Here is a 22,750-nt window from a genome sequence, read left to right on the forward strand (position 1 = left end):
TGTCAGCGCGGCTGCACGCCGCAAAACCGGTAGGACAGCACCGCCCGCCCCGCACTCACCCGATAGGGACGGCAGTCGCCAGCCAGCGCCAGCCCGTAGCGTTGCAGCGTGGCCGCGGCACGCTGCAGGTCGGGTTCGCCGCGCAGTGCCGGCAGCATCACGTAAGCCGGACCGGGGCGCGACGCGCGTATCGCGGCGGCCCGCCGCAGCCACCCGGGCGATTCCGGAAAGCCCGCCCCCAGCGACACGAACGCCACTTCGGGCGGGAAGAACGGCACCAGCCAGCCGGCTGGCGCTTCCACGATATACACGATGCTGCGCGCCGGCGCCGGCAGCGCGGGCACCTCGACCGACAGGGGCTTGACCCCGATGGCATGGCCCCAGTTCCCCACCGTGACGAAGGAACAGGCGCACAGGCCGACGCACCACGCCGCCAGCACGCGCCGGCCCGGCAGCAGCGCAGCGAGCACCAGCCAGCACAGCACCGGCGCCAGCAGTTCCAGCGGCGCCAGGTAGCGGTAGATGCTGAACAGGTTCATCCACAGCAGGTAGGCCACCGCGCCGAAGACCATCAGCAGCCGGGCTTCGCGGGGAATGGCGGCCAGGCGCCGCCGGCCGGCCGCCAGCGCCACCAGCAGGGCGATGCCCGCCGTGTACAGTACGGGCCAGGCCAGGTGCCGCAGCGGCAGCTCGCACACGCGCCGCGGGTCGAGCGTGAAGAGGAACGGCCACGCCAGTTTTCCCATCAGGGTGCGCGGCCGCCAGCCGGTATCGCCGACACCGATGGGTGGCGCCAGCGCGCTGCCGAACACGTCGTTAAACTGCGGGAACAAGGGATTGCCGAATTCGCGCCACATGGTCCAGTACCAGTGCCCGGCAGACAGCGCGATGCCGGCCAGTACCGCCACGCCGAACAGGAAGGCGGCCCGCAACCGGCGCGCCGGCGGACCATCCAGCACCAGCAGGGCCACGCACAGTGCCAGCGCGTACACGGCGTTGGTCGGTTTCAGGCCGGTTCCGGCGCCCATCACGAGGCCGGCCAGCAGTACCTGGCTGGTCGCCGGGGCGAAAAACGGCGCGGACAAGGATGCACGGGAAGGTGCGCGCAACGGTGCACCCAAAACAAGCAGCAGCGCGCCCAGCACGAACAGTGCCGTCAGGTTGTCGCCCATCGTGTTGCCCAGGCCGGACAGGAAGCCCGGCCCGGCGCAGCCGGCGGCGGCCAGCCAGAACGGCAGGTGCGCGCCGCCGCCGTCCGGCAGCAGGCGCCGGACCAGCACCAGCAGCAGGGGAAAATTCAGGCCGTGCAGGGCGCCCATCAGGAAACTGCACAGCCAGCCCGGCAGATACGTGAAGGCCAGGTAATACGGCACGTCGATGGCGGGGTTGAAATAGCTTTGCCATTGCCCCGGTGCCTGGTCGATGCCGAGCCTGCCGGTCAGCCATGCGTAGGGATTGTAGAGGTGGTAATTCTGCAAGTCCCAGTTCAGGTCCTGCCCGGCCAGCATCGACAGCAGGCCGCACAGCAGCGGCACCAGCCAGGGCGACCCTGCCACCAGGGCATGCCAGGCAGCCGTGCCGGGCAGCGTACGGCCTTCCCCCTGCCCGGCCGTCATGGCGCCGGCGGTGGCACGGCCAGGTAGGCGAAGCGCTTTTGCTCGATGCGTCCCTTGGTGACCGTATCGAGCACGAGGCCGCTGGACAACAGCACGAACGACAGCAAGCCGAGGCCGGTGCACAGCAGCGCCGTGGGCAGCCGGTGCACCATGCCCGTTTCCAGCCAGGTCATGAAGAGCGGCTCGGCCAGGAACAGTGCGAGCAGCAGCGTTGCCAGGGCGCCGATGCCGAAGAAATGCAGCGGCCGCTCGTTCTTGAACAGCCGGACGATCATGAACAGGATGCGGGCCCCGTCGCGGTAGGTATGCAGCTTGCTGAGCGAGCCTTCCGGACGCGACTTGTACACCGTGGGCAATTCGCCGACCGGCATGCGCAATTGCAGCGCATGCACGGTCAACTCGGTCTCCGTTTCAAAGCCGGAAGAATGCGCGGCGAACGACTTGACGTAACGGCGCGAAAACACGCGATAGCCGGACAGCATGTCGGAGAACCGGTCACCGAACAGGGCCGCCACGAAACTGGTCAGCAGCCGGTTGCCGAAGCGGTGGCCGGCGCGGTAGGCATCCTGTTCGTCCGAACAGCGTTTGCCGACCACCATGTCGAGCCCCTCTTCCAGCAGCTTGCGCACCATCAGCGGCGCCGCGCTTGCGTCGTAGGTGGCATCGCCATCGACCATCACATACAGGTCGGCATCGACATCGGCGAACATGCGGCGGATGACATTGCCCTTGCCCTGCAGCGCCACGGAGCGCACCGTGGCGCCGGCCGCCCCGGCGATGCGGGCGGTATCGTCCGTGGAATTGTTATCGAATACGTAGATGGTCGCCCCCGGCAGGCAGGCCTGGAAATCACGGACGATGGCAACGATGGTCGCCGCTTCGTTGAAGCAGGGGACGAGCACCGCGATGCGCCGGTTGGCAAGGTCGAACACTGGCGTGCTCCAGGCGAGGCGTGGCAAGAAAGGAAGATTGCCGGATTATACCGGTGCCGCGAACGGCCCAGGCAACGGGACCGTTGCCTGGGCCGCGCGATTCATTCCTTGCGCAGGCCGCCGAGCAGCGCGGCCAGCCGGGGCTTCGGTTTCGACGGCGCGGATGACGAAGGCGTGGTGGTGGTCGAGGCGGTGTTGGGGCGGCTCGGCTCGTACGGCTTCAGGAACCACGGGTCGACCTTGTCGCGGCGCGGGCCGGACGGGCGCGGACCGCGGTCGGCGCCGGGGCGGCCATTGCCGGCATAGCCGCCGTTGGCGGAACCGGCATAGCCGCTGCCCTGCGGGCGTTCGCCTTCGGCGGTGCGGCGCGGCGGCCGGCGGTCGCTGCCGCTACGCTCTTCGCTGGCACGGGCGCCGGGGCGGAAGCCTTCCAGCTCGCCGCGCTTGATATTCTGCTTGATCAGCTTCTCGATATCGGCCAGCAGGCGCTCGTCCTTGTCCGAATAGATCGAGATCGCATCGCCCGAGGCGCCGGCGCGGCCGGTGCGGCCAATGCGGTGCACGTAGTCTTCCGCGTTGTACGGCAGGTCGTAGTTGATCACGCACGGCAGGTCGGAGATGTCGAGGCCGCGCGCCGCCACGTCGGTGGCCACCAGCACGTCCACTTCACCGCGCTTGAACGCTTCCAGCGCGGCCATGCGTTCCTGCTGCGTCTTGTCGCCGTGGATCGCGGAAGCCTTCATGCCTTCCTGTTCCAGGCCGCGCGCCAGGCGCGAGGCGCCGATCTTCGTATTCGAGAAGACGATCACCTGCTTCAGCTCGCGCTGGCGCAGGATATGGGCGACGGCGTCGCGCTTGTTTTCCTCGGTGACCTTGTAGACCACCTGGGTCACCTTGTCGGCCGTGGCATTGCTGCGCGCGACTTCGATGGTGACCGGGTTGCTCAGGAAGGTCGCCGCCAGCTTCTTGATCTCGGCCGAGAAGGTGGCCGAGAACATCAGGTTCTGGCGCTGCTTGGGCAGCAGGTTGATGATGCGCTGCAGGTCCGGCAGGAAGCCCATGTCGAGCATGCGGTCCGCTTCATCCATCACCAGCATCTGCACCTGCGACAGCGAGATGTTCTTCTGTTCCACGTGGTCCAGCAGGCGGCCCGGCGTGGCGATCACGATCTCGACGCCGCCGCGCATGATCGCGGCCTGCGGCTTGATGTCGACGCCGCCGTACACCACGGTCGAACGCAGCGGCGTGTGCTTGCAATAATTCGCGACATTCTCCGCCACCTGCACGGCCAGCTCGCGGGTCGGCGCGAGGATCAGCGCGCGCACCGGGTGGCGCGCCGGGCTCATGCTCGCGTTGGCGTGCGCCAGCAGCAGCTGGATGATGGGCAGCGAAAAGCCGGCGGTTTTACCGGTACCGGTCTGGGCCGCTCCCATCACGTCGCGTCCCTGCAACACCACCGGGATCGCCTGCGCCTGGATCGGCGTCGGGTGTTCGTAGCCCTGTTCGGTGAGGGCGCGCTGGATGTCGGGAGAGAGGCCGAAGTCGGAGAAACGCACCTGGGCGGGCGCCTCAGGCTGGGCGGTTGTTTCGATGTCAGACATAAATGATTGGTCGTACGACCATGCTTTCCGATAAATAACTACTGCTGTAACCGGGACTGCCAACCCCGCTGAGGCCGGGAGGCCAACCGCGCTGAGGCTGAACGGCCAACCACGCCAAGGCTGGAATACCAACCCCGTCAAGGGTGGAATGGCCAACCTCGAATAATACCTGTTTCAAGCGGGATACGCACAGATTAGCCGTACAGGGCGGCATTTTATTGCATAAAGGGAAAACGATTGCTGGCATAATCGCCGGATGCGCGCTCATCTCTTCTTCCTGGCGCGGCCGCTGCGGGCCGCCGCAATGACAGCATTCACGGTACTCCTGGTGCTGGCTTCCCTGCCCCCGGCCGCGGCGCTGGCCGACACCGGCGCCCCGCCGACCTTGCGCTTCAAGAAGCTGGGGCCGCTCGGCAACGACGAACCGTCGATGCTGTCGCTGCTGCAGGATCGCCAGGGCTTCATGTGGATCGGCACCCATGTGAATGGCCTGTACCGCTACAACGGCTACCAGGCGGTGCGCTACCAGAACCGGGCAGGCGACCCGAAAAGCCTGCCGCACGACCGGGTCTCCACGCTCCACGAAGACCGCCAGGGCCGAATCTGGGCCGGCACGCAGAACGGCCTGGCGCTGTTCAACCCGGCCAGCAACGATTTCACCGTGTACGTGGCGCCACAGGGGCCAAAGGGCGCAAGCTCGGCGAACCGGGGCATCATCAAGCAGATCATTTCGGACGGCAAGGACGGCATGTGGCTGGCCAGCTGGGGCGGCCTGCAGCACTTCGATCCGGCCACCGGCAAGTTCACGGTCCACCAGCACGACGCGCAGCGCCCGGGCAGCCTGGCCAGCAACGACGTCAACGCCCTGGCGCGCGATGCGAAAGGCGGTTTGTGGGTGGCCACCTGGCCGGGCGGGCTCGATTACCTGCCGCCCGGCGGCAGCGAATTCGTGCACCACCACGTCGACCCGGCCGGGCAGACCGATCCGCGCACCAACATCGTGCGCGCGCTGCAGTTCGATGGCGACGGCGCGCTGTGGATCGGCACCGAGAGCGGTGTCCTGCGCTGGGATGGCAAGAGCGACTGGAGCACGCGCCAGCACGTGCCCGCACCGAACAGCCGCGTGACCAGCTTCTATATCGACCGCACCGGCACGCTGTGGGCAACCACGCTGTCCGCCGGCCTGCTGCGCTGGAACGTGGCGGCCGGCACGTTCACCCAATACCGCCACACGCCGAACGACCAGTATTCACTGCCGGGCGACAGCACGCGGGCGATGCTGCAGGACCGTGGCGGCATGCTGTGGGTGGCCACCTTTACCGACGGCATCGGCCTCGTCAACCTGAACAGCACAGGATTCACCCGCTATGTGCCGCAGCAATTCGATCCCGGCGCGGGCGGGGCCGGCTTCGCCACCGGTATTGCCCCCATCAACACATCCAATAACGCGGCCAATACCGCCGTGCTGACGGTGGCGCGCGCGCCGGGCGGCAAGCTCTGGCTGGGCGGCAACGTCGGCATCAGCCTGTTCGACCCGGCCGCCAACGCCGTGGTGCGGCGCCATACCTCCGATCCGCGCCAGCCGGGCTCGCTGTCGCAAAACATCGTCTACAGCCTGTACCAGGAAGCCGACGGTCCCCTGTGGGTCGGCACGTCGAATGGCCTGAACCGCCTGGACAATCCGGCCGGCCCTTTCAAGACCATCCACTTCGGCAACCCGGCCAGCGATTACATCAATGCCATCGCGCCGGGACGCGGCGGCATCCTGTGGCTCGCCACCGGCAACAGCCTGATCCGCTATGAACCGGCCACCGGCCAGCACCGCATGTTCCAGAACGATCCGGCCGACCCGGCCAGCCGCGCCGTCAACGGTACCTCGTCGGTGCTGGAAGACCGCGCCGGCCGGGTATGGATGGGCTCGGAGTGGAATGGCGGCGGCCTCGACCTGCTCGACCCGAAGACCGGCAAGTTCCGCCATTTCACCCACCGCGGCGGCAGCCCCGCCGGCCTGGCCGACGACAACGTCTCCTCGCTGCACGAGGATTCGCTGGGCCGTATCTGGATCGGCACCGCGAAAGGCTTGCAGCAGGTGGTGCAGTCGGGCGAGAACATCACGTTCCGCTCGTATGCCGAAGCGACCCGCGGCGCCAAGATCCTGTCGATCCGCAGCGACCTGGACGACCAGCTGTGGGTCAGCACGATCATCGGCCTGTTCCGCGTCGATCCGGCCACCGCGAAGTCCACGCTGTACACGGCGGCCGACGGCATGACCGACGGCTTCACCGTCAACTCGTCGACGCCCGGGCCGGACGGCATCCTGTACTTCGGCGGCGTGCATGGCCTGACGGCGGTCTCGCCGCGCGAGGTGCGCAGCCAGTCCGTGCCGCCGCAGCTGGCGATCACCGACATCAAGGTCTACAACCGCTCGCTGGCCGAGCCGGGCCCGCACGCGGGCGTGACACTGGACGGCACGGTGACCACGCCGCGTGTGCTGACACTGTCGTCGCGCGCGCCGGCCTTCTCGATCGAGTTCGCCGCCCTTCACTACACGGAACCGGCGCTGAACCGCTACGCGTACCAGCTGGAAGGGTTCGACCGCGACTGGATCGAGACGGACGCCACGCGCCGCGCCGCCACCTACACCAATCTCGATCCGGGGCGCTACGTATTCCGCGTGAAGGCGGCCAACCACCGCGGCCAGTGGAGCCCCGAGCCGGTCACGCTGGCGGTGACGATCACGCCGCCGTTCTGGGAAACCTGGTGGTTCCGCGCGCTGGCCGTGCTGCTGGTGCTGGCACTGCTGTGGGCCGTCTGGCACTGGCGCGTACGCCAGCTCAAGGGCGTCAACCGCTTGCTGGAAGACCTGGTGCGGGCGCGCACCGCCGCGCTGGAGGAATCGCACCTGAAGCTGGCGGCGCAGGCGACCACGGACGGGCTGACCGGCCTGTCGAACCCGCGCGATTTCGGCGCCCGGCTCGATGCCGAATGGCGCCGGGCCGCCCGCACCGGCCAGGTGCTGTCGCTGGCCCTGGTCAATCCGGACTGGCTGCGGGAATACAACCACGAATACGGCCACGCCGCAGGCGACGACGTGCTGCGCGCCGTGGCCGGCGTGCTGAAGCGCCACGGCCGGCGCACCACCGATTTCGTGGCGCGCCACAGCGGCGGCGAGTTCGCCCTGCTGTGGGCCGCGGGCGATGGCGCCGCCGCGCTGAAGGAAGCGCAGGCGATCTGCGCCGAGGTGGCTGCGCTCGATATCCCGCACGGCAAGTCCCCGCTGGGCAAGCTGACCGTCAGTATCGGCGTCGCGGCGATGCAGCCGACGTCCGAGGCCTCGGCCGAACTGGTGCGGCGCGCCGACGAGGCAGTGCTGCGCGCCAAGGAGCAGGGGCGGAACGGCGTGGTGGCATCGGGCGCCGACGCTTGAGGCCAACTTCGCAGCGCCTTCACTAAACAGGACGAAACACGGCCCCCTGCCGGGCACCGCCATTGCCGCGCCCCCTGCGCGCCGCTACAGTGCGGCACCGGTGCCCTCCAGGTGGGCGCCCGCCACCACAGGATCACACACCATGTTTCGTACCGCGCGCCCGCGTTTATGGATGCTTCACGCCATGTCGGCCCTGGCCGGATGGGCCGGTTTTGCCGGCGCCACCCCGGCGGCAACCGCCGCCCCCGAGACCTGCACCGTGAACGGCAAGGCCTGGGCCCTGTGCGCGCGCGGCGACGGCTGGGGCTTCGAACAGGGCGCCTACTGCATCGCGCGCAGCTTTTGCCCGGCCAGCCGCGACAGCCTGCCGGCCGGCTCCGGCCGCCCCACCCCGGTGGACGCGCAGGCCGACCGGACCACCCGCGAAACCTACGCCTGGCTGCGCGGCACCTGGGGCCGCGCCATCATCGCCGGACAATCCGACCTGACGTGGAAGGATGCGATCGACATGGCCGAACGGGTCCATGCCGACACCGGCAGGTATCCGGCGCTGATGGGCTACGATTTCATGAACTACGGGATGACCGGCCGCGTGGACGGCCAGCGCCAGACCGAGGAAGCGATCGACTGGGCCAGGCGGGGCGGCCTGGTGACCTTCACCTGGCACTGGCGCGACCCTTCCCTGCTGCGCACGGCATCGGCCGACCGGGCCAACTTCTATGCACGCGAGCCCGACGCGGGCAAGAACACTTCCTTCACGATCCCTGTCGCGCAGGGGACGCTGGACAGGAACAGCCCGGCCCTGCGCCAGATCGACGACGGCATCGACCTGGTCGCCGCGGAATTGAAGAAACTGGCCGGCGCCGGCGTGACCGTGCTGTGGCGGCCGTTGCATGAAGCCTCGGGCAATGACGGGGATGGCTGGTTCTGGTGGGGCCGGCAGCGCACCGACGGGGTGCCGCAGGCCTATGCGAACATCCTGCTGTGGCGGCACATGTACGACCGGCTGGTCAACGTGCATGGCTTGCACAACCTGATCTGGGTCTGGAACGGCCAGGACCCGGCCTGGTATCCGGGCGACGACGTGGTCGACATCATCAGCTGGGACATCTACGACGATACCGACAACAAGACCTACGGGTCGCAGGCGCGGACTTACCTGAAGGCCCGCAAGACCACGGCCGACAACAAACCGGTGGCGCTCAGCGAAAACAGCTACATTCCCGATCCGGACAAGATCGCCGCCGACGGGGCGTGGTGGCTGTGGTTCATGACATGGAACGACCGGGACACCCCGGCCGGCGTGACCGCCAGGGAGAATTTCTGGACCGGCGAGTACTACAACACCAACGCGCACAAGCGCAAGGTGTACCACGATCCCCGCGTGATCACGCTGGAGCGGTTGCCACGGTTCGGCGCGCCACGGTGACCGGTACGTCTGCACGCTGATACACGGCGTACCCGCACGTCCGCCACGCCGATACCGCTAATACGCCTCCCAGGCATCCTTGCTTGCCGCGCGCGGCAGCATGGGCCGTGCGGCCGCGGCGCGCGCCGGCGTCACCACCGCCTGCGCGGCAACCCCGGCCATCGCATCGGCGTTGACGCGGAACGTGGCGACCAGTTCGGCCAGCCGCGCGGCCTGCTGCTGCATCGCCTCGGCCGCCGCCGCCGACTCCTCGACCAGCGCGGCATTCTGCTGCGTGGCCTGGTCCATCTGCACCACCGCCTCGTTGACCTGCTCGATGCCGGCGCTCTGTTCGTTGCTGGCGGCGGTGATCTCGCTGACGATCTCCGACACGCGCGCGATGCTGGTGACGATCTCGCGCATCGTGTTGCCGGCTTCGTCGACCAGGCGCGAGCCGGCATCGACCCTGGCGACCGAATCGCCGATCAGCTGCTTGATGTCCTTCGCGGCGGCGGCCGAGCGGTGCGCCAGGCTGCGCACTTCGGAAGCGACGACGGCGAAGCCCCTGCCCTGCTCGCCGGCGCGGGCCGCTTCCACGGCGGCGTTCAGCGCCAGGATATTGGTCTGGAAGGCGATGCTGTCGATGGTGCCGATGATCTCGACGATCCGCTGCGACGCCGCGTTGATGGAGGCCATCGTGCCGACCACTTCGCCCACCACCTGCCCGCCGCGCACGGCGATGCCGGAAGCCGATTGCGCCAGCCCGTTGGCCTGCCGCGCATTGTCGGCGTTCTGGCGCACGGTCGACGTCAGCTGTTCCATCGACGACGCCGTTTCTTCCAGCGAGCTGGCCTGCTGCTCGGTGCGCGATGACAGGTCCTGGTTGCCTGCCGCGATCTGGCCGGACGCGGTGGAGATGGTCTCCGTGCCGGCACGCACTTGCGCCACCAGGCTTTGCAGGCTGGCCATCATGTCCTTCAAAGCCATCATCAATTCACCCGTCTCGTCGCGCGAACGCACCACGATCTGCCGCGTGAGATCGCCGCCGGCCACCGTGCGCGCCACGTCGACCGCCTCGCGCAGCGGCTTCGCGACGATGCCGGCCACCCACAGCGCCAGTGCGATGCCGGCCGTGACGGCGCCGGCCAGCAGGGCGATCGTCCAGCCGCGGGTGCTCTGGTACAGCTGGGTGGCCGCCGCGCTGGCCCGGTCGCCGCCCGCCACGTTCAGCTGCACGAGCTTGTCCAGCGTGCCATTGATGTCTCGCAGCAGGCGCGACGCGGCACCGTTGGCGATCGCCCGCGCCTCGTCGACGCGCCCGGCGCGGCCGAGCGCCATCAGGTTGCCATGCTCGGTGAGGAAGGATTGCCAATTGCCCCGGAAACTGTCGAACAGCGCCCGTTCCTCGGGACTGGAGATCAGCTTTTCATAGCTGGCCACGTTCGCGCGCGCAGCCGCCAGCACCGTCTCCATCTGCTGGGCGATACGGCTCTTTTCCTGCGCATCGTCAGTGAGCAGGAAAGCCAGTTCCTGGCGCCGCAGGTCGCCCACGTCGGTACGCACCTGCATCACCGCGCGCACGCTGGGCAGCCAGTTTTCCGCCAGGTCATCGGAAGCTTTGTTAATGCTCGACATCGACTGCAGGCAGGCGATACCGAGCAGCAGCATCAGCAATTGCACCACCGCGAAGGCAAGCAGCAGCTTGCGGGCGATCTTCAGGTCACGAAACCATTGCATGGCCGACTCCTTCCACTGGATGAAGACAGGCGCAGGTCCGGCGGGCCGGCACCGCGTGGCTTCCAGCATGCCACGCATGCGAAGTCCGGGGAGCCACGCTGTATGGCGTGCCCGGATTACCACATTTCGATAATTTCTTGGCAAGAACTCGTAATGCTTTGTTGAAATTCGGCAAGACTATCGGTACGCTGCGACGCATGGCCCAAGACGCGCCACCTTCTCACATCTGCTCCCTGCCCCGACAGATCCCCTCTTCAAGGAATCTATGAATCATTCGACGATGACGAAAGCGCTGCTGCTGTGCGCCCTGGCGGCTGGCACGGTTGCACACGCTGCCAACGACAGCAAGCAGGTGGTCAAGGGACCGAAGATCGGCAAGGCCAGCGTGGACGATGTCAAGCTGGACAAGTTCGACGCCGACAAACTGGCCTTCTCCACCATCAATCCGATGCAGTACGGCGGCAATACGGCCGGCTTCGCGAACGTGTTCGGCACGAACGACTGGGAAGTGCTGGGCACGCAGGAAGCCAGGACCAGGCTGGTCGATTCCTCGGACCTGTTCGACTTCACGTTCACGGGCGCGGGCGGCACCAGCGGTACCTGGACGATCACCAATACCGGCAGCAGGAACGCCGTGCTCGACCTGACGGTGGCGATCCACGCTTCCAAGGCCAGCACCGCCTTCCTGTTCGATGACCAGGCCGTGGCGGCCGGCCAGACGCTGAACGGTACCTGGCAGATCGAATGGCTGAATGGCGGCGGCCAGGTTCCCGGCTTCTCCAACGTGGTGTTCTTCGGGCGCGACGTGGCGGCCCCGGTACCTGAGCCGCATGTGTTGCCGATGACCGTGGCTGGCCTGGCCGTGCTGGGCACCGCTGCATGGCGCCGCCGGGGCAAAGGGAACGCCGGCAACGTTGCATGAATGTGACATTTCCCAGGCGAATAGCGTATTTCTTTCTTGAAATTCTGCAAAAGCTTGTTTAATATCATTAACAGATTTCAACGCTCCAGCTCCGCTGGAGTCCCGGAATAACATCAAGAACACCTCGTTGTACCCTCGGCCCGCAGTGCAAACTGCGGGCTTTTTCTTTGGCGCTGTCCAGCGCCGTTCCTCCTTCAGGTAACCACCATCTGTGTGTGCGCGCACGCAAGGCGGCCGGTGTGCGCGCTACCTTTTCGTTTGTCATGAACCTACTGGAAAGGGCCTTGCCATGGGAGCTCCCCCGCGCTGTCCGCTGACGATCACCGTCAACGGGCAACAGCACACGATGAACATTGAAGCCTGGGTCACCCTGCTCGACTTGCTGCGCGACCGGATGGGGTTGACGGGCACCAAGAAAGGCTGCGACCACGGCCAGTGCGGCGCCTGCACGGTGCTCGTCGACGGCCGCCGCATCAATGCCTGCCTGACGCTGGCCGTGATGAACGATGGCCGCGAGGTCACCACGATCGAAGGCCTGGCCGATGGCGACGCCCTGCATCCGATGCAGCAGGCTTTCATCGAGCACGATGCCTTCCAGTGCGGCTACTGCACGCCCGGCCAGATCTGTTCCGCGGTGGGCCTGGTCAACGAAGGCCGGGCGAGCTGTTCGGCCGAGGTGCGCGAGCTGATGAGCGGGAACATCTGCCGCTGCGGCGCCTATCCGCAGATCCTGCGCGCCGTGTCCCAGGTGGCCGGCGTGCCGCCGGACAGCGAGAATGCCGAAGGCCCCGTCATCATCGGGACGGTGCCGGCATGAATCCGTTCGCCTACGACCGCCCCGCCACAGTGGAAGGCGCGCTGCAGGCCATCGCCGCCAATGCCGCCACCAACACGGGCGCCGCCAATCAACACGAGAGCCGTTTCGTGGCCGGCGGCACCAACCTGCTCGACCTGATGAAGGAAGGCGTGACGATCGCGCCGCACCTGGTCGACATCAACCGCCTGCCGCTGGACGCCATCGAGGAAAGCCCGGACGGCGGCCTGCTGCTGGGTGCCCTGGCCCGCAACGCCGATACCGCCTACCACCCGCTGGTCGAGCAGCGCTACCCGCTGCTGTCGGCCGCCATCCTGGCGGGCGCCTCCCCGCAATTGCGCAACATGGCCAGCAATGCCGGCAACCTGCTGCAGCGCACGCGCTGCTGGTATTTCTACGACGTGGCCACGCCCTGCAACAAGCGCACGCCCGGCAGCGGCTGCTCCGCCAACGGCGGCATCACGCGCCAGCACGCCATCCTGGGCGCCAGCGAGCACTGCATCGCCACCCACCCATCCGACATGTGCGTGGCGCTGGCCGCACTGGAAGCGGTGGTGCACGTGCATTCGGTGCGCGGCAAGCGCGAGATCCCGTTCGCCGATTTCCACCGGCTGCCCGGCGACCGGCCGGACATCGACACCACGCTGGCTCCCGACGAGCTGATCACCGGGATTGCGCTGCCGGATGCCGCGCAGTTCGTGCGCCACTCGGCCTACCTGAAGCTGCGCGAGCGGCTCTCGTATGCGTTCGCGCTGGTATCGGTGGCCGCGGCGCTGGACATCGGTGAAGACGGCACCATCGCCGAGGCGCGTATCGCACTGGGCGGCGTGGCCCACAAGCCATGGCGCCTGCCCGAAGCGGAGCAGCTGCTGGCCGGCGCCGCGCCGGGCGAGGAAGCCTTCGGCCGCGTCGCCGATGCGCTGCTGCACGGCGCCGTGGGCCGCGGCGCCAACGACTTCAAGATTCCGCTGGCCCGCAACGCCATCGTGCGCGCCCTGCACGTGGCCAGCCAGGGAACGGTAACGAACCAGGGCATGCGGAAAGGGGAAGATCGATGACGGACCTGATCGAAGCATTGCAGGCACCCGTGGCGGACCGCGGCACCGGCCCGGTGCGCACCGGCACGCCGGTATCGCGGGTGGATGGCCGCGCCAAGGTGACGGGCCAGGCGAAATACGCGGCCGAACACGCGGCGCCGGACCTGGCGTACGGCGTGGTGGTCAGCTCGCCGGCCGCCAAGGGCACCATCGTGTCGATCGACACGCGCGCCGCGCTGGCGGTCGAGGGCGTGGTCGAGGTGCTGACCCACCTGAACCGCCCGAAGATCCGCTCCTTCGATATCGCCTACAAGGACATGACGGCGCCGGCCGGCTCGCCCTTCCGCCCGCTGTACGACAACCATGTGATGTACAGCGGCCAGCCGCTGGCGCTGGTGGTGGCGGAAACGTTCGAGGCGGCCCGCTATGCGGCATCGCTGGTGACGTTCGAAATCGACGAGGAACCGCATGGCACCAAGCTGTCGGCCAACCTGGATCGCGCCTACAAACCGAAGCCGCTGAAGGCCGGCTACGAGCCGCCGCCGGACGAGAAAGGCGATACCGACGCGGCCTTCGATGCCGCCCCCGTGAAGATCGACGCGGAGTTCTACAGCGGCGTGGAACACCACAATCCGATGGAGCTGTTCGCCTCCACCGTGATCCGCGGCGACGACGGCCACCTCATCATCCATGACAAGACGCAGAGTTCGCAGAACAGCCGCTGGTACGTGTCGCACGTGTTCGGCCTGCCGAAAAACAAGGTCACCGTGCGCAATACCTACGTGGGCGGCGCGTTCGGTTCCGGCCTGCGGCCGCAGTACCAGCTCACGCTGGCCGTGATGGCGGCGCTGCACCTGAAGCGCTCGGTGCGGGTGGTGCTGACGCGCCAGCAGATGTTCACCTTCGGCCACCGGCCCGAAACCGTGCAGCGCGTGAAGCTGGCGGCCGAGCGCGATGGCACGCTGCGCGCCATCTGGCACCAGGCCATCGCGGAAACCTCGCCGATCGAGGACTACGTGGAGGTGGTGGTCAACTGGTCGGGCCTGCTGTACGCCTGCGACAACATCAAGCTCGACTACAAGCTGGTGAAGCTCGACCAGTACACGCCGATCGACATGCGCGCCCCGGGCGCGGCGCACGGCGTGCATGCGCTCGAAGTGGCGATGGACGAACTGGCCTATGCGCTGAAGATGGATCCGCTGGCGCTGCGCCTGAAGAACTACGCCGATCGCGTGCCGATCGAGGACAAGCCCTACTCCAGCAAGGAGCTGCGCGCCTGCTACGAGCTGGGCGCCCGGCGCTTCGGCTGGGACCGGCGGCCGCTGGAACCGCGCTCACGCAAGGAAGGCACCGAGTGGGTCGGCTGGGGCATGGCGACCGGCGTGTGGGATGCGATGCAGATGTTCGCCCGCGCCAGCGCGGTGCTGCATGCCGACGGCAAGCTGGTGGTGTCCAGCGCCGCCACCGACATCGGTACCGGCACCTATACCGTGATGGCGATGATCGCCGCCGAGGCCATGGGCCTGCCGCTGGAAGACGTGACGTTCCAGCTGGGCGACTCCACGCTGCCGGTGGCGCCGATCGAGGGTGGCTCGTCGCACGTGACCACGGTGGGTTCCGCGGTGGCCGGGGTGTGCGAAAAGCTGCAGAAGACCCTGTTCAAGCATGCGCAAAAGCAGCGCGGCTCGCCGTTCGCCGATGTGAAGTTCAAGGCCGTGGAATTCGCCGGCGGCATGCTGCGCCTGAAGGAGCGGCACGAGACGGCGGTGCCGCTGACGGCCCTGATGAACGACAGCGGCCTGGTCCGGCTGGAAGAAAAATACCTGATGCTGCCGAACATGCTCAAGCAGCGCAAGTTCCGCCGCCTGGTGCACTCCGCCGTGTTCGTGGAAGTGCGCGTCGACGAGCAGACCGGCATGGTGCGCGTGACGCGCGTGACGAGCGCCATCGCCGCCGGCCGCATCATGAACACGAAGACGGCGACCAGCCAGATCACCGGCGGCATCGTGTGGGGCATCAGCCAGGCGCTGCACGAGGAGTCGTACGCCGACCACCGGCTGGGCCGCTTCATGAACCACAACTACGCGGAATACCACGTGCCGGTGAATGCCGACATCCATGCGATGGACGTGATCTTCGTGGAAGAGGACGACCGGATCGTCAGCCGGCTGGGCGCCAAGGGCGTGGGCGAGATCGGCCTCGTCGGCGTGGCCGCCGCGGTCAGCAACGCCATCTGGCACGCCACCGGCAAGCGGCTGCGCAGTACGCCGATGACGCCGGACAAGGTGCTGGGCGGGGGACCCTGATCCGCGGCGGGTGAACTACAGGGGTCTGTCCCCGCCAGTCAGTGCCGCATTTCACAGTCGTCCGCGTCGACCAAGGGGACCCCGGTTTTTGCCAGCGTCATCGCAACTCAGCCAAAAAACCGGGGTTACATTGAAAGCGCATGCATTCACCCCAACAGCGAAGGGCTGGGGTCAGACCCGCCGGGTCTGACCCCGGGGTCTGCATTTGGGGTTCTGCTTGAGCCCCAAACCCGCCAACCTCAAATGTAATAAATCAGCGCGCCCAGCCCGACTATCAGCGCCACCTTGGTGAGCTTGTACGCCGTCTTGTTCCACGCCTTGTAGCGGCGGCGGTAGATGCCGGCGTAATGGGAAACGCGGAACAGCTTCGACACCATGCCCACCTGGTCGCCCGTCTCGTTCGGCGACGCGGCGGCCGTCATCATCGTGCGGCCCAGGAAGCGGTTGACGGCCTGTGCCCAGCGGAAGCGCATCGGGCGTTCCACGTCGCAGAACAGGATGATGCGGTCGCTCTCGCTGCCGTTGATGGCCCAGTGGATGTAGGTTTCGTCGAACATCACGCCCTGGCCGTCGCGCCAGCTGTGGCGCACGCCGTCGACGTCGATGAAGCAGCGGTCGTCGTTCGGCGTGGCCAGGCCCAGGTGGTAGCGCAGCGAACCGGCGAACGGGTCGCGGTGCGGGTTGAGCTTGCCGCCCGGCGGCAGTTCCGCGAACATGGCCGCCTTCACCGACGGGATGCCCTGCAGCAGCGCATGCGTCTTCGGGCACAGCTCGGCCGCCGACGGGTGGCTGGCGTTGTACCACTTCAGGTAGAAGCGCTTCCAGCCCGCCTTGAAGAAGGAGTTGAAGCCGGCATCGTCATTCTTTTCCGACGCCTTGATCTTTTGCAGGCGGATCAGGTTCTCCGCCTCTTCCCGGATCACCTGCCAGTTCTCCTGCAGCGGCGCCAGTTCCTTGAAGTCCGCCACGGGCAGGTACGGCGTGGACGGAACGCGCGAAAAGAAGTGCATGAAGATGTTGATGGGTGCCATGAACGACGAGTGGTCGAACAGCTGGCGGCCGATCGGCAGGCGCACCTTGCCGCGGAAGTGGATGTGCAGCACGGACAGGACGTAGAAACCAACCAGGGCCCATTTCATTGCGCTTACCTCGAGTATTGCCGAAACCGGCCATTTTAACGCAGCTTTCCCGGCCGGGTTCGCCACCGGGTTTGCGGCTGGATTGCGGCTGGATTGCGGCGGATTGCGCCCGGCCCCCCGCCATCGCGGCGTTATGCGTGGCGGGTACTTGCATATCTGTTTTTCGCCCAGGCGCGCGCTGCCGGCAAGGCATCGATGTTAAAATTTCTCATAGGAAAAAATTGCAGGGTGCAAGCATGTCGGTTTCCGAACGTACGTCGCAGGTCCACGGTTCCGTCCTCGATGCCATCGGCAACACGCCGGTGGTGCGCCTGGAACGGCTGTTCCATGGCCATGACATCGTGGCCAAGCTCGAGTTCATGAACCCGGGCGGCAGCATCAAGGACAGGATGGTGCGCTACATGCTGCGCTACCTGCCGGCCGGCGTGGAACACGTGGTGGAAAGCTCGTCCGGCAATACCGGCGCAGCGCTGGCGATGGCGGCCGCGGTGCGCGGGCTGCGCTGCGATGTCACGCTGCCGGACCGCACCAGCAGGGAAAAGATGCGCCGCATCGAAGCCTACGGCGCCGAGGTGCACATGTGCGCGTCGGACGTGCCCGAGGCGCACGAAGCCAGCTACCACAGCATGGCCGAACGCATCGCCGCCGAGCATGGCGCCTTCCACCTCGACCAGTACCGCTCGGCCCTGAACCGGCAAGCCCACTACACCGACACGGCGCCCGAACTGTGGTTCCAGCTCGATGGGCGGATCGACTGCTTCGTGTGCGGCATCGGCTCGGGCGGCACCATTTCCGGCATCGGCCGCTTCCTGAAGGAACGCGACCGGCGCATCACGGTGATCGGCGTCGAACCGCTGCACTCGTCGTACCGGGCGGCGGTGACGGGCGCGGTGGCCGACGGCGAATTCGGCTCCGTCATCGAGGGCGTGGGCAAGCGCGCGCCATCCGGCACGTTCGACGCGGACGTGGTGGACGACGTGATCCAGGTACCCGACGACGACGCCGTTGCCTGGTGCCACCGCCTGGCGCGCGAGGAAGGCATCCTGGCGGGCGGCTCGTCCGGCTGCGTGGCGGCCGGCATCGCGCGCCTGCTGCCGAAGCTGTCCGGCCGCGTGGTCACGGTTTTCCCGGACTCCGGGGTGAACTACCTGTCCAAGTATTTTTGACCGGCGCCAGCCAGCGCAGGCACAGCGCCAGGCCCGCGATCACGTAGGCCAGCCCGCCCGGGATCCACATCACCAGGCCGCCCAGCTGCTGGTCTTCCAGCGGCATCAGGCCGAAGGCCAGCGGCCCGTCGCCATAGGCCGGATACCAGACAGTGCCCGACAGCGCGAACAGCGCGCCGAGCGCACCGGTGTGCATCATCGTCGTGAACAGGTACAGCATCGCCGCGCCCGGCGCCGGGCCGCGCGCGCCCAGTACCGCCCACCAGAACAGCAGCGCCGGGAACAGGAAGCTGGCGTGCTGCCACGCATGCACGGTGTCGTCGCGCAGCGCCAGCTGGAACAGGGCCGGCGCATGCCATACCCACAGCGCGGCGAAGTGGATCAGCCAGGCGGACATCGGCCGCGTGATGGCTTGCCAGGTTACCGCCCAAGGCCGCCAGTGCACGCCGTGGCCGATGGCGCGGCGCCAGGCGGCCGGCAGCGCCCACAGCCACGGCCCGAACGGCCGGCCCAGCACCAGCAGCGGCGCGGCCACGATCATCAGCAGCTCGTGCTGCACCATGTGGGCCGCGAACAGCATGGCACCGGCCGGATCGAGCGGCGAGGCCAGCGCCGCCGCCATGGCCAGCCAGCCGGTGCCGAAATACGCGGCGCGGCCCAGCGCCGGTCCCCTGCCCTGCCCCAGCCGCGGCCACAGTTTCGCCAGCCCGGCCGCGTACAGCAGCAGCGACAGGGCCAGGCAGGCCAGCACCCACCAGTCCGCGCCCCAGCGGAGTGCTTCTGGCTGCGCTTTCGACACGATGTGCGCATGACCAGGCAAAGGAGCCACCAGCAAGATTGCAACCCCCAAGGCAAACCCCGGGGTCGGACCCGGCGGGTCTGACCCCCGTTTCTGATGTGGGGTTGAACAGCATCTCCCGCCCACACCCATCACATCCTCGCCCCGAAGTACACAGTGGCATAGATCGGCAGCCAGCTGCCCACCACGAAATACCAGTAGCCGGCATTTTCGCTGACGTCGACGAAGCGCTTGCCGTCGATCGGCCCGGTGTGCATCAGCACCGCCAGCACGCCGGAATCCCACATGTCCGTGACCAGGTGCAGCGTGTGCAGGCCCATCATCATCCACACGACGGAGCCGTAGGCATCGTCGTCCCATGCGCAGTTGAGCGCCGTGAACTCCAGCGCGCGCACGGCAAGGAAGGCGACGGAGAACGCCATGCACCAGATCAGGCTGGTGCGCACGCGCCGCAGGTCCAGCCGTTCCGCGGCGCGCCGGGCCATTTCGTTGGGGATCATGCTGAGCAGCAGCACGGCCGTATTGAGCGTGCCCCACAGCAGGTCCGGCGGCGGGCTGCCCGACAGCGGCCACGCATCGGCCAGGCCGCGCAGGTAGAAGTAGGTGACGATGACCAGCGCGAACACGGTCGACTCGATCGCCACCAGCCCCAGCGTGCCCCACCACATGGGGCTGCGGTGGCCGAACGCGAAGGTGGGCAGGTGGCCGACGTGCAGGCAGCGCTCCTCTTCCTCGCCGTTCTTCCCCGGCCCCGTCATGGCCGCACCTCGCGCTGATGGCGCTGCTCGCTTTCACTGCGCCGCGGCCAGAACCACAACGTGGCGGTGATCGCCACCGGCAGCGTGGCCCACACCACGGCCCATGGCGTGAAGATCGAGGCGACGAAGAACACCGTGGTGGCCAGCGCCGTGACGAAGGGCCAGGGCGATGGCGACGGCATCAGCATCCGGTGGTCCGGCTCGGCCGCGGTCACGCTCGTCAGCAGCACTTCGCGCAAGCCCGGATCGATGCCGGCCACCCGGTCCGGCAGCGCGGCCGGCTGCCACAATGGATAGCGGCCGTGCACTACCGGCAGCACGTCGAAATTGGCGGCCGGCGGCGGCGACGCGGCGCGCCATTCCAGCGTGCCCGCGCCCCACGGATCGGCGCCGGCCAGCGCGCCCCGCTGCCGGCTGCGCCATGCGTTGACGATGAACAGCAGCACGCTGGTGGCGATCATGAACGCGCCAATGGTGACGCCCAGGTTGATGGTGTTCCAGCCCATGCCGTCCGGGTACGTGTACACCCGGCGTGGCATGCCTTCCAGGCCCACGATATGCATCGGGAAGAAGGTCACGTTGAAGCCGGTGAAGAACAGCCAGAACTGCCACTTGCCCAGCTTCTCGCTCATCATGCGGCCGGTGAACTTCGGGTACCAGTAGTAGAACGCGCCGAACAGCGGGAAGACGGCGCCGCCCATCAGCACGTAATGCAGGTGGGCGACGACGAAGTACGTGTCGTGCAGCTGCGTATCGAGCGACACCGAGGCGAGCATCAGCCCGGTGAGGCCGCCCGCCAGCAGGATCACGAAGAATGCCAGCACGAACAGCAGCGGGGTACGCAGCACCAGGCGCCCGGTCCACAGCGTGGCGAGCCAGCAGAAGATCTGCACCGCCGTGGGGATCGCGATCATCAGGCTGGCGGCGGTGAAGAATGTCTTGCCCAGTTCCGGCAGGCTGGTGGCGAACATGTGGTGCACCCACAGGCCGAACGACAGGAAGCCGGTGGCGATCAGCGACAGCACCATGGCCCGGTAGCCCACCATCGGGCGCCGCGAGAACGTGGCGATGATGGCCGAGATCACGCCCAGCGGCGGAATGAAGATCAGGTACACCTCGGGGTGGCCGAAGAACCAGAACAGGTGCTGCCACAGCAGCGCGTCGCCGCCCAGTTCCGGATCGTAGAAATGGGTGTCGACCAGCCGGTCGGTGATCAGCGCGGTACTGGCCAGCATCACGGCCGGCATCGCGAACAGCACGATGAACGAGGTGACCAGCATGGCCCAGGCGAACAGCGGCATGCGGTCCAGCGTCATGCCCGGTGCGCGCATCTTGAAGATCGTGACGATGATGACGATGGCTTCCATCAGCGCCGCGGTCTCGGTGAAGGTGATCATCTGCGCCCAGATGTCGATCCGCTTGCCGGGCGAGTAGTCGGCGTTCGCCAGCGGCACGTAGGCGAACCAGCCGGCGTCCGGCCCCATGCCGATCAGGAATGCCGCGAACAGCATCACGCCGCCGAACAGGAAGATCCAGAATGCAAACGCGTTCATGCGCGGGAAGGCGACGGTGCGGGTGCCCAGCATCAGCGGCAGCAGCCAGATGCCGATGGCCTGCATGACCGGCACGGCGAACAGGAACATCATCGTGGTGCCGTGCATCGTGAACAGCTGGTTGTACAGGTCCGGGCCGATCAGCCGGCTGTCGGGCCGCGCCAGCTGCAGCCGCATCAGCAGCGCGAGTATGCCGCCGAGGACGAAAAACGCGAACGCGGCGTAGAGGAAGCGCGCGGCGATGGTCTTGTGGTTGACGGCGCTCAGCCAGCCCCACAGTCCGGGCGGGTCGCGCCACGTCTGTTCCAGCACCACGGCGGGGGCGGCAGGCTCGGCGGGGGCGGCAACCTCGGGGCGGCTCATTCCAGGCTCTCCAGGTAATCGAGCAGCGCATGCATGTCGCGCGCCGGCAGCGGGCTGGGCGGCATGTTCGCGCCCAGCTTGAAGCGGTGCGGGTCGACGATCCACGCCTGCAGGTTGGCGCGGTCGTTGGGCAGCATGCCGGCGGCCAGCGTGGGCCGGCTGGCCAGGTGCGTCAGGTCCGGCCCCAGCGTGCCGTTGGCCATCGTCCCCGCTACCGTGTGGCAGGCGGCGCAGGCGGCGCGCACGAAGACCTCGCGGCCCAGGCGCCGGCTGTCGGTGGCCGGCTCCGGCGCGGCCCTGCCGCGTGCCTGCGCCCACTGGGCGAACTGCGCGGGCGCCACGGCCGTCACCGGCAACGCCATCAGCGCGTGCTGCAAGCCGCAGAATTCGGCGCATTGGGCGCGATAGACGCCGGGCTGGTCGGCGCGCAGGGCGATCGTCGTGGTGCGGCCGGGGATCATGTCGCGCTTGCCGGCCAGGTTCGGCACCCACAGCGTGTGGATCACGTCGCGGCTTTTCAGCGTGACGACGACCGGCCGGCCGACCGGCACATGCAGTTCGTTGGCGGTGGTCACGCCTTCTTCCGGATAGCGCACTTCCCACCAGAACTGGTGGCCGGTCAGTTCCACCTTCACGGCTTCGTTCATCGGCAGGCGGGCCAGCATGCGGCCGGTCCACACGTCCGCCACCAGCAGCATCACGAGGCCCACGGTGGCGATCGCCGTGCCCCACAGCACCGCGCGGTGCACGCGGTGCTCGGGCTGCTGCAAGGGTGCGAGGTCGGGCGCCAGGTCCGGTGCCAGGCCCGGCGAGGCGCCCGCCGCCCGCCCTGCGTTGTGTGCCCGCCACAGCGCCACGCACAGCGCCAGCACGATCGCCGCGAACACCACGGTGCACAGCGCCAGCGTGAAATTCCACAGGCTGAAGATCGTCGCGGCCTGCACCCCGGCCGGCCGCAATGCGCTCTGCTGCACCACCTGCGCGGCGGCGCTGGACGGCAGGCAGGCTAGCGGCAGGACAACCGTGGGAAGGGCCAGGCGGAACATGTTTTCATTTTTACAATGCAGTGTTCCGACTGTGCCAAAAATCCCGGCCATGCGACGCACGCCTGTGGCTGCTCAACCACACCTTCGAAGGCGATGCAGCGCCGCGAACGACCGCCAGAACGACGA

16 protein-coding genes are annotated in these 22,750 nt (G+C 67.7%); 7 read left to right on the forward strand and 9 right to left on the reverse strand.

The genetic code is table 11. From position 1 onward, the window contains the following. Nucleotides 1–2: 2 nt before the first annotated feature. The 3 genes from OU994_RS28065 to OU994_RS28075 form a co-directional block, all read right to left on the reverse strand. Nucleotides 3–1,616, reverse strand: a complete 1,614-nt coding sequence (locus OU994_RS28065; protein ID WP_281608580.1) for a glycosyltransferase 87 family protein — start codon at nt 1,614–1,616, stop codon at nt 3–5. Further along, the gene (locus OU994_RS28070; protein ID WP_281608581.1) at nt 1,613–2,548 is read right to left on the reverse strand and encodes a glycosyltransferase family 2 protein; all 936 of its coding nucleotides are present in this window, start codon (nt 2,546–2,548) and stop codon (nt 1,613–1,615) included. The genes OU994_RS28065 and OU994_RS28070 overlap by 4 nt, the downstream gene beginning before the upstream one ends. Before the next feature lie 101 nt (nt 2,549–2,649). Then, nucleotides 2,650–4,149 (reverse strand): DEAD/DEAH box helicase, encoded by a 1,500-nt coding sequence (locus OU994_RS28075; RefSeq protein WP_281608582.1) that lies wholly within the window; start codon nt 4,147–4,149, stop codon nt 2,650–2,652. A 256-nt stretch (nt 4,150–4,405) separates the two neighbouring features. Here OU994_RS28075 and OU994_RS28080 point away from each other — a divergent pair, with 256 nt between their 5' ends. After that, nucleotides 4,406–7,576: a ligand-binding sensor domain-containing diguanylate cyclase gene (locus tag OU994_RS28080; RefSeq protein WP_281608583.1), complete on the forward strand. Its 3,171-nt coding sequence runs from the start codon at nt 4,406–4,408 to the stop codon at nt 7,574–7,576. A gap of 184 nt (nt 7,577–7,760) precedes the next feature. Beyond that, nucleotides 7,761–9,005: a glycosyl hydrolase gene (locus OU994_RS28085; protein WP_281608584.1), complete on the forward strand. Its 1,245-nt coding sequence runs from the start codon at nt 7,761–7,763 to the stop codon at nt 9,003–9,005. 57 nt (nt 9,006–9,062) lie between these two features. Here OU994_RS28085 and OU994_RS28090 read toward each other — a convergent pair whose 3' ends face one another. Next, nucleotides 9,063–10,721: a methyl-accepting chemotaxis protein gene (locus OU994_RS28090; RefSeq protein ID WP_281608585.1), complete on the reverse strand. Its 1,659-nt coding sequence runs from the start codon at nt 10,719–10,721 to the stop codon at nt 9,063–9,065. Between the two features lie 265 nt (nt 10,722–10,986). Here OU994_RS28090 and OU994_RS28095 point away from each other — a divergent pair, with 265 nt between their 5' ends. The 4 genes from OU994_RS28095 to OU994_RS28110 all read left to right on the forward strand — a co-directional run bounded on the left by OU994_RS28095 (nt 10,987) and on the right by OU994_RS28110 (nt 15,800). Further along, a complete protein-coding gene (locus tag OU994_RS28095) occupies nt 10,987–11,643 on the forward strand; it encodes a PEP-CTERM sorting domain-containing protein (protein ID WP_281608586.1) in 657 nt (218 codons plus the stop codon). Nucleotides 11,644–11,932: 289 nt separating this feature from the next. Next, a complete protein-coding gene (locus OU994_RS28100) occupies nt 11,933–12,460 on the forward strand; it encodes a (2Fe-2S)-binding protein (protein WP_281608587.1) in 528 nt (175 codons plus the stop codon). After that, the gene (locus tag OU994_RS28105) at nt 12,457–13,515 is read left to right on the forward strand and encodes a xanthine dehydrogenase family protein subunit M (RefSeq protein WP_281608588.1); all 1,059 of its coding nucleotides are present in this window, start codon (nt 12,457–12,459) and stop codon (nt 13,513–13,515) included. The genes OU994_RS28100 and OU994_RS28105 overlap by 4 nt, the downstream gene beginning before the upstream one ends. Further along, a complete protein-coding gene (locus OU994_RS28110; RefSeq protein ID WP_281608589.1) occupies nt 13,512–15,800 on the forward strand; it encodes a xanthine dehydrogenase family protein molybdopterin-binding subunit in 2,289 nt (762 codons plus the stop codon). Before OU994_RS28105 ends, OU994_RS28110 begins: the two co-directional genes overlap by 4 nt. 239 nt (nt 15,801–16,039) lie before the next feature. Here the strand turns inward: OU994_RS28110 and lpxO are convergent, their stop codons facing one another. Beyond that, nucleotides 16,040–16,939 (reverse strand): lipid A hydroxylase LpxO, encoded by a 900-nt coding sequence (gene lpxO, locus OU994_RS28115; RefSeq protein ID WP_131144063.1) that lies wholly within the window; start codon nt 16,937–16,939, stop codon nt 16,040–16,042. Nucleotides 16,940–17,175: 236 nt separating this feature from the next. Here lpxO and OU994_RS28120 point away from each other — a divergent pair, with 236 nt between their 5' ends. Next, nucleotides 17,176–18,105 (forward strand): PLP-dependent cysteine synthase family protein, encoded by a 930-nt coding sequence (locus tag OU994_RS28120; RefSeq protein ID WP_281608590.1) that lies wholly within the window; start codon nt 17,176–17,178, stop codon nt 18,103–18,105. On the opposite strand, the gene OU994_RS28125 is transcribed toward OU994_RS28120, so the two are convergent. From OU994_RS28125 to coxB, 4 genes are all read right to left on the reverse strand, one after another. Next, on the reverse strand, nt 18,056–18,904 hold the full coding sequence (locus OU994_RS28125) for a cytochrome c oxidase assembly protein (protein WP_281608591.1): 849 nt from the start codon (nt 18,902–18,904) through the stop codon (nt 18,056–18,058). The genes OU994_RS28120 and OU994_RS28125 overlap by 50 nt on opposite strands. Nucleotides 18,905–19,035: 131 nt before the next feature. Beyond that, nucleotides 19,036–19,662, reverse strand: a complete 627-nt coding sequence (locus OU994_RS28130; RefSeq protein ID WP_281608592.1) for a cytochrome c oxidase subunit 3 — start codon at nt 19,660–19,662, stop codon at nt 19,036–19,038. Then, nucleotides 19,659–21,578 carry a cytochrome c oxidase subunit I gene (gene ctaD / locus OU994_RS28135; protein WP_281608593.1) on the reverse strand — a complete coding sequence of 640 codons (1,920 nt, stop codon included), beginning with the start codon at nt 21,576–21,578 and terminating at the stop codon, nt 19,659–19,661. Before ctaD ends, OU994_RS28130 begins: the two co-directional genes overlap by 4 nt. Further along, on the reverse strand, nt 21,575–22,624 hold the full coding sequence (gene coxB / locus OU994_RS28140; RefSeq protein ID WP_281608594.1) for a cytochrome c oxidase subunit II: 1,050 nt from the start codon (nt 22,622–22,624) through the stop codon (nt 21,575–21,577). The genes ctaD and coxB overlap by 4 nt, the downstream gene beginning before the upstream one ends. Between the last annotated feature and the right edge of the window lie 126 nt (nt 22,625–22,750).

This window comes from Pseudoduganella sp. SL102 (assembly GCF_027856995.1).
GTDB lineage: Bacteria > Pseudomonadota > Gammaproteobacteria > Burkholderiales > Burkholderiaceae_D > Rugamonas > Rugamonas albidiflava.

Bases quoted from the DNA above. Each gene is read 5' to 3' on its own strand.
- OU994_RS28065 (WP_281608580.1), bottom strand. From the start codon at position 1,616: ATGACGGCCGGGCAGGGGGAAGGCCGTACGCTGCCCGGCACGGCTGCC.
- OU994_RS28075 (WP_281608582.1), bottom strand. From the start codon at position 4,149: ATGTCTGACATCGAAACAACCGCCCAGCCTGAGGCGCCCGCCCAGGTG.
- OU994_RS28080 (WP_281608583.1), top strand. From the start codon at position 4,406: ATGCGCGCTCATCTCTTCTTCCTGGCGCGGCCGCTGCGGGCCGCCGCA.
- OU994_RS28085 (WP_281608584.1), top strand. From the start codon at position 7,761: ATGTCGGCCCTGGCCGGATGGGCCGGTTTTGCCGGCGCCACCCCGGCG.
- OU994_RS28090 (WP_281608585.1), bottom strand. From the start codon at position 10,721: ATGCAATGGTTTCGTGACCTGAAGATCGCCCGCAAGCTGCTGCTTGCC.
- OU994_RS28095 (WP_281608586.1), top strand. From the start codon at position 10,987: ATGAATCATTCGACGATGACGAAAGCGCTGCTGCTGTGCGCCCTGGCG.
- OU994_RS28100 (WP_281608587.1), top strand. From the start codon at position 11,933: ATGGGAGCTCCCCCGCGCTGTCCGCTGACGATCACCGTCAACGGGCAA.
- OU994_RS28105 (WP_281608588.1), top strand. From the start codon at position 12,457: ATGAATCCGTTCGCCTACGACCGCCCCGCCACAGTGGAAGGCGCGCTG.
- OU994_RS28110 (WP_281608589.1), top strand. From the start codon at position 13,512: ATGACGGACCTGATCGAAGCATTGCAGGCACCCGTGGCGGACCGCGGC.
- lpxO (WP_131144063.1), bottom strand. From the start codon at position 16,939: ATGAAATGGGCCCTGGTTGGTTTCTACGTCCTGTCCGTGCTGCACATC.
- OU994_RS28120 (WP_281608590.1), top strand. From the start codon at position 17,176: ATGTCGGTTTCCGAACGTACGTCGCAGGTCCACGGTTCCGTCCTCGAT.
- OU994_RS28130 (WP_281608592.1), bottom strand. From the start codon at position 19,662: ATGACGGGGCCGGGGAAGAACGGCGAGGAAGAGGAGCGCTGCCTGCAC.
- ctaD (WP_281608593.1), bottom strand. From the start codon at position 21,578: ATGAGCCGCCCCGAGGTTGCCGCCCCCGCCGAGCCTGCCGCCCCCGCC.
- coxB (WP_281608594.1), bottom strand. From the start codon at position 22,624: ATGTTCCGCCTGGCCCTTCCCACGGTTGTCCTGCCGCTAGCCTGCCTG.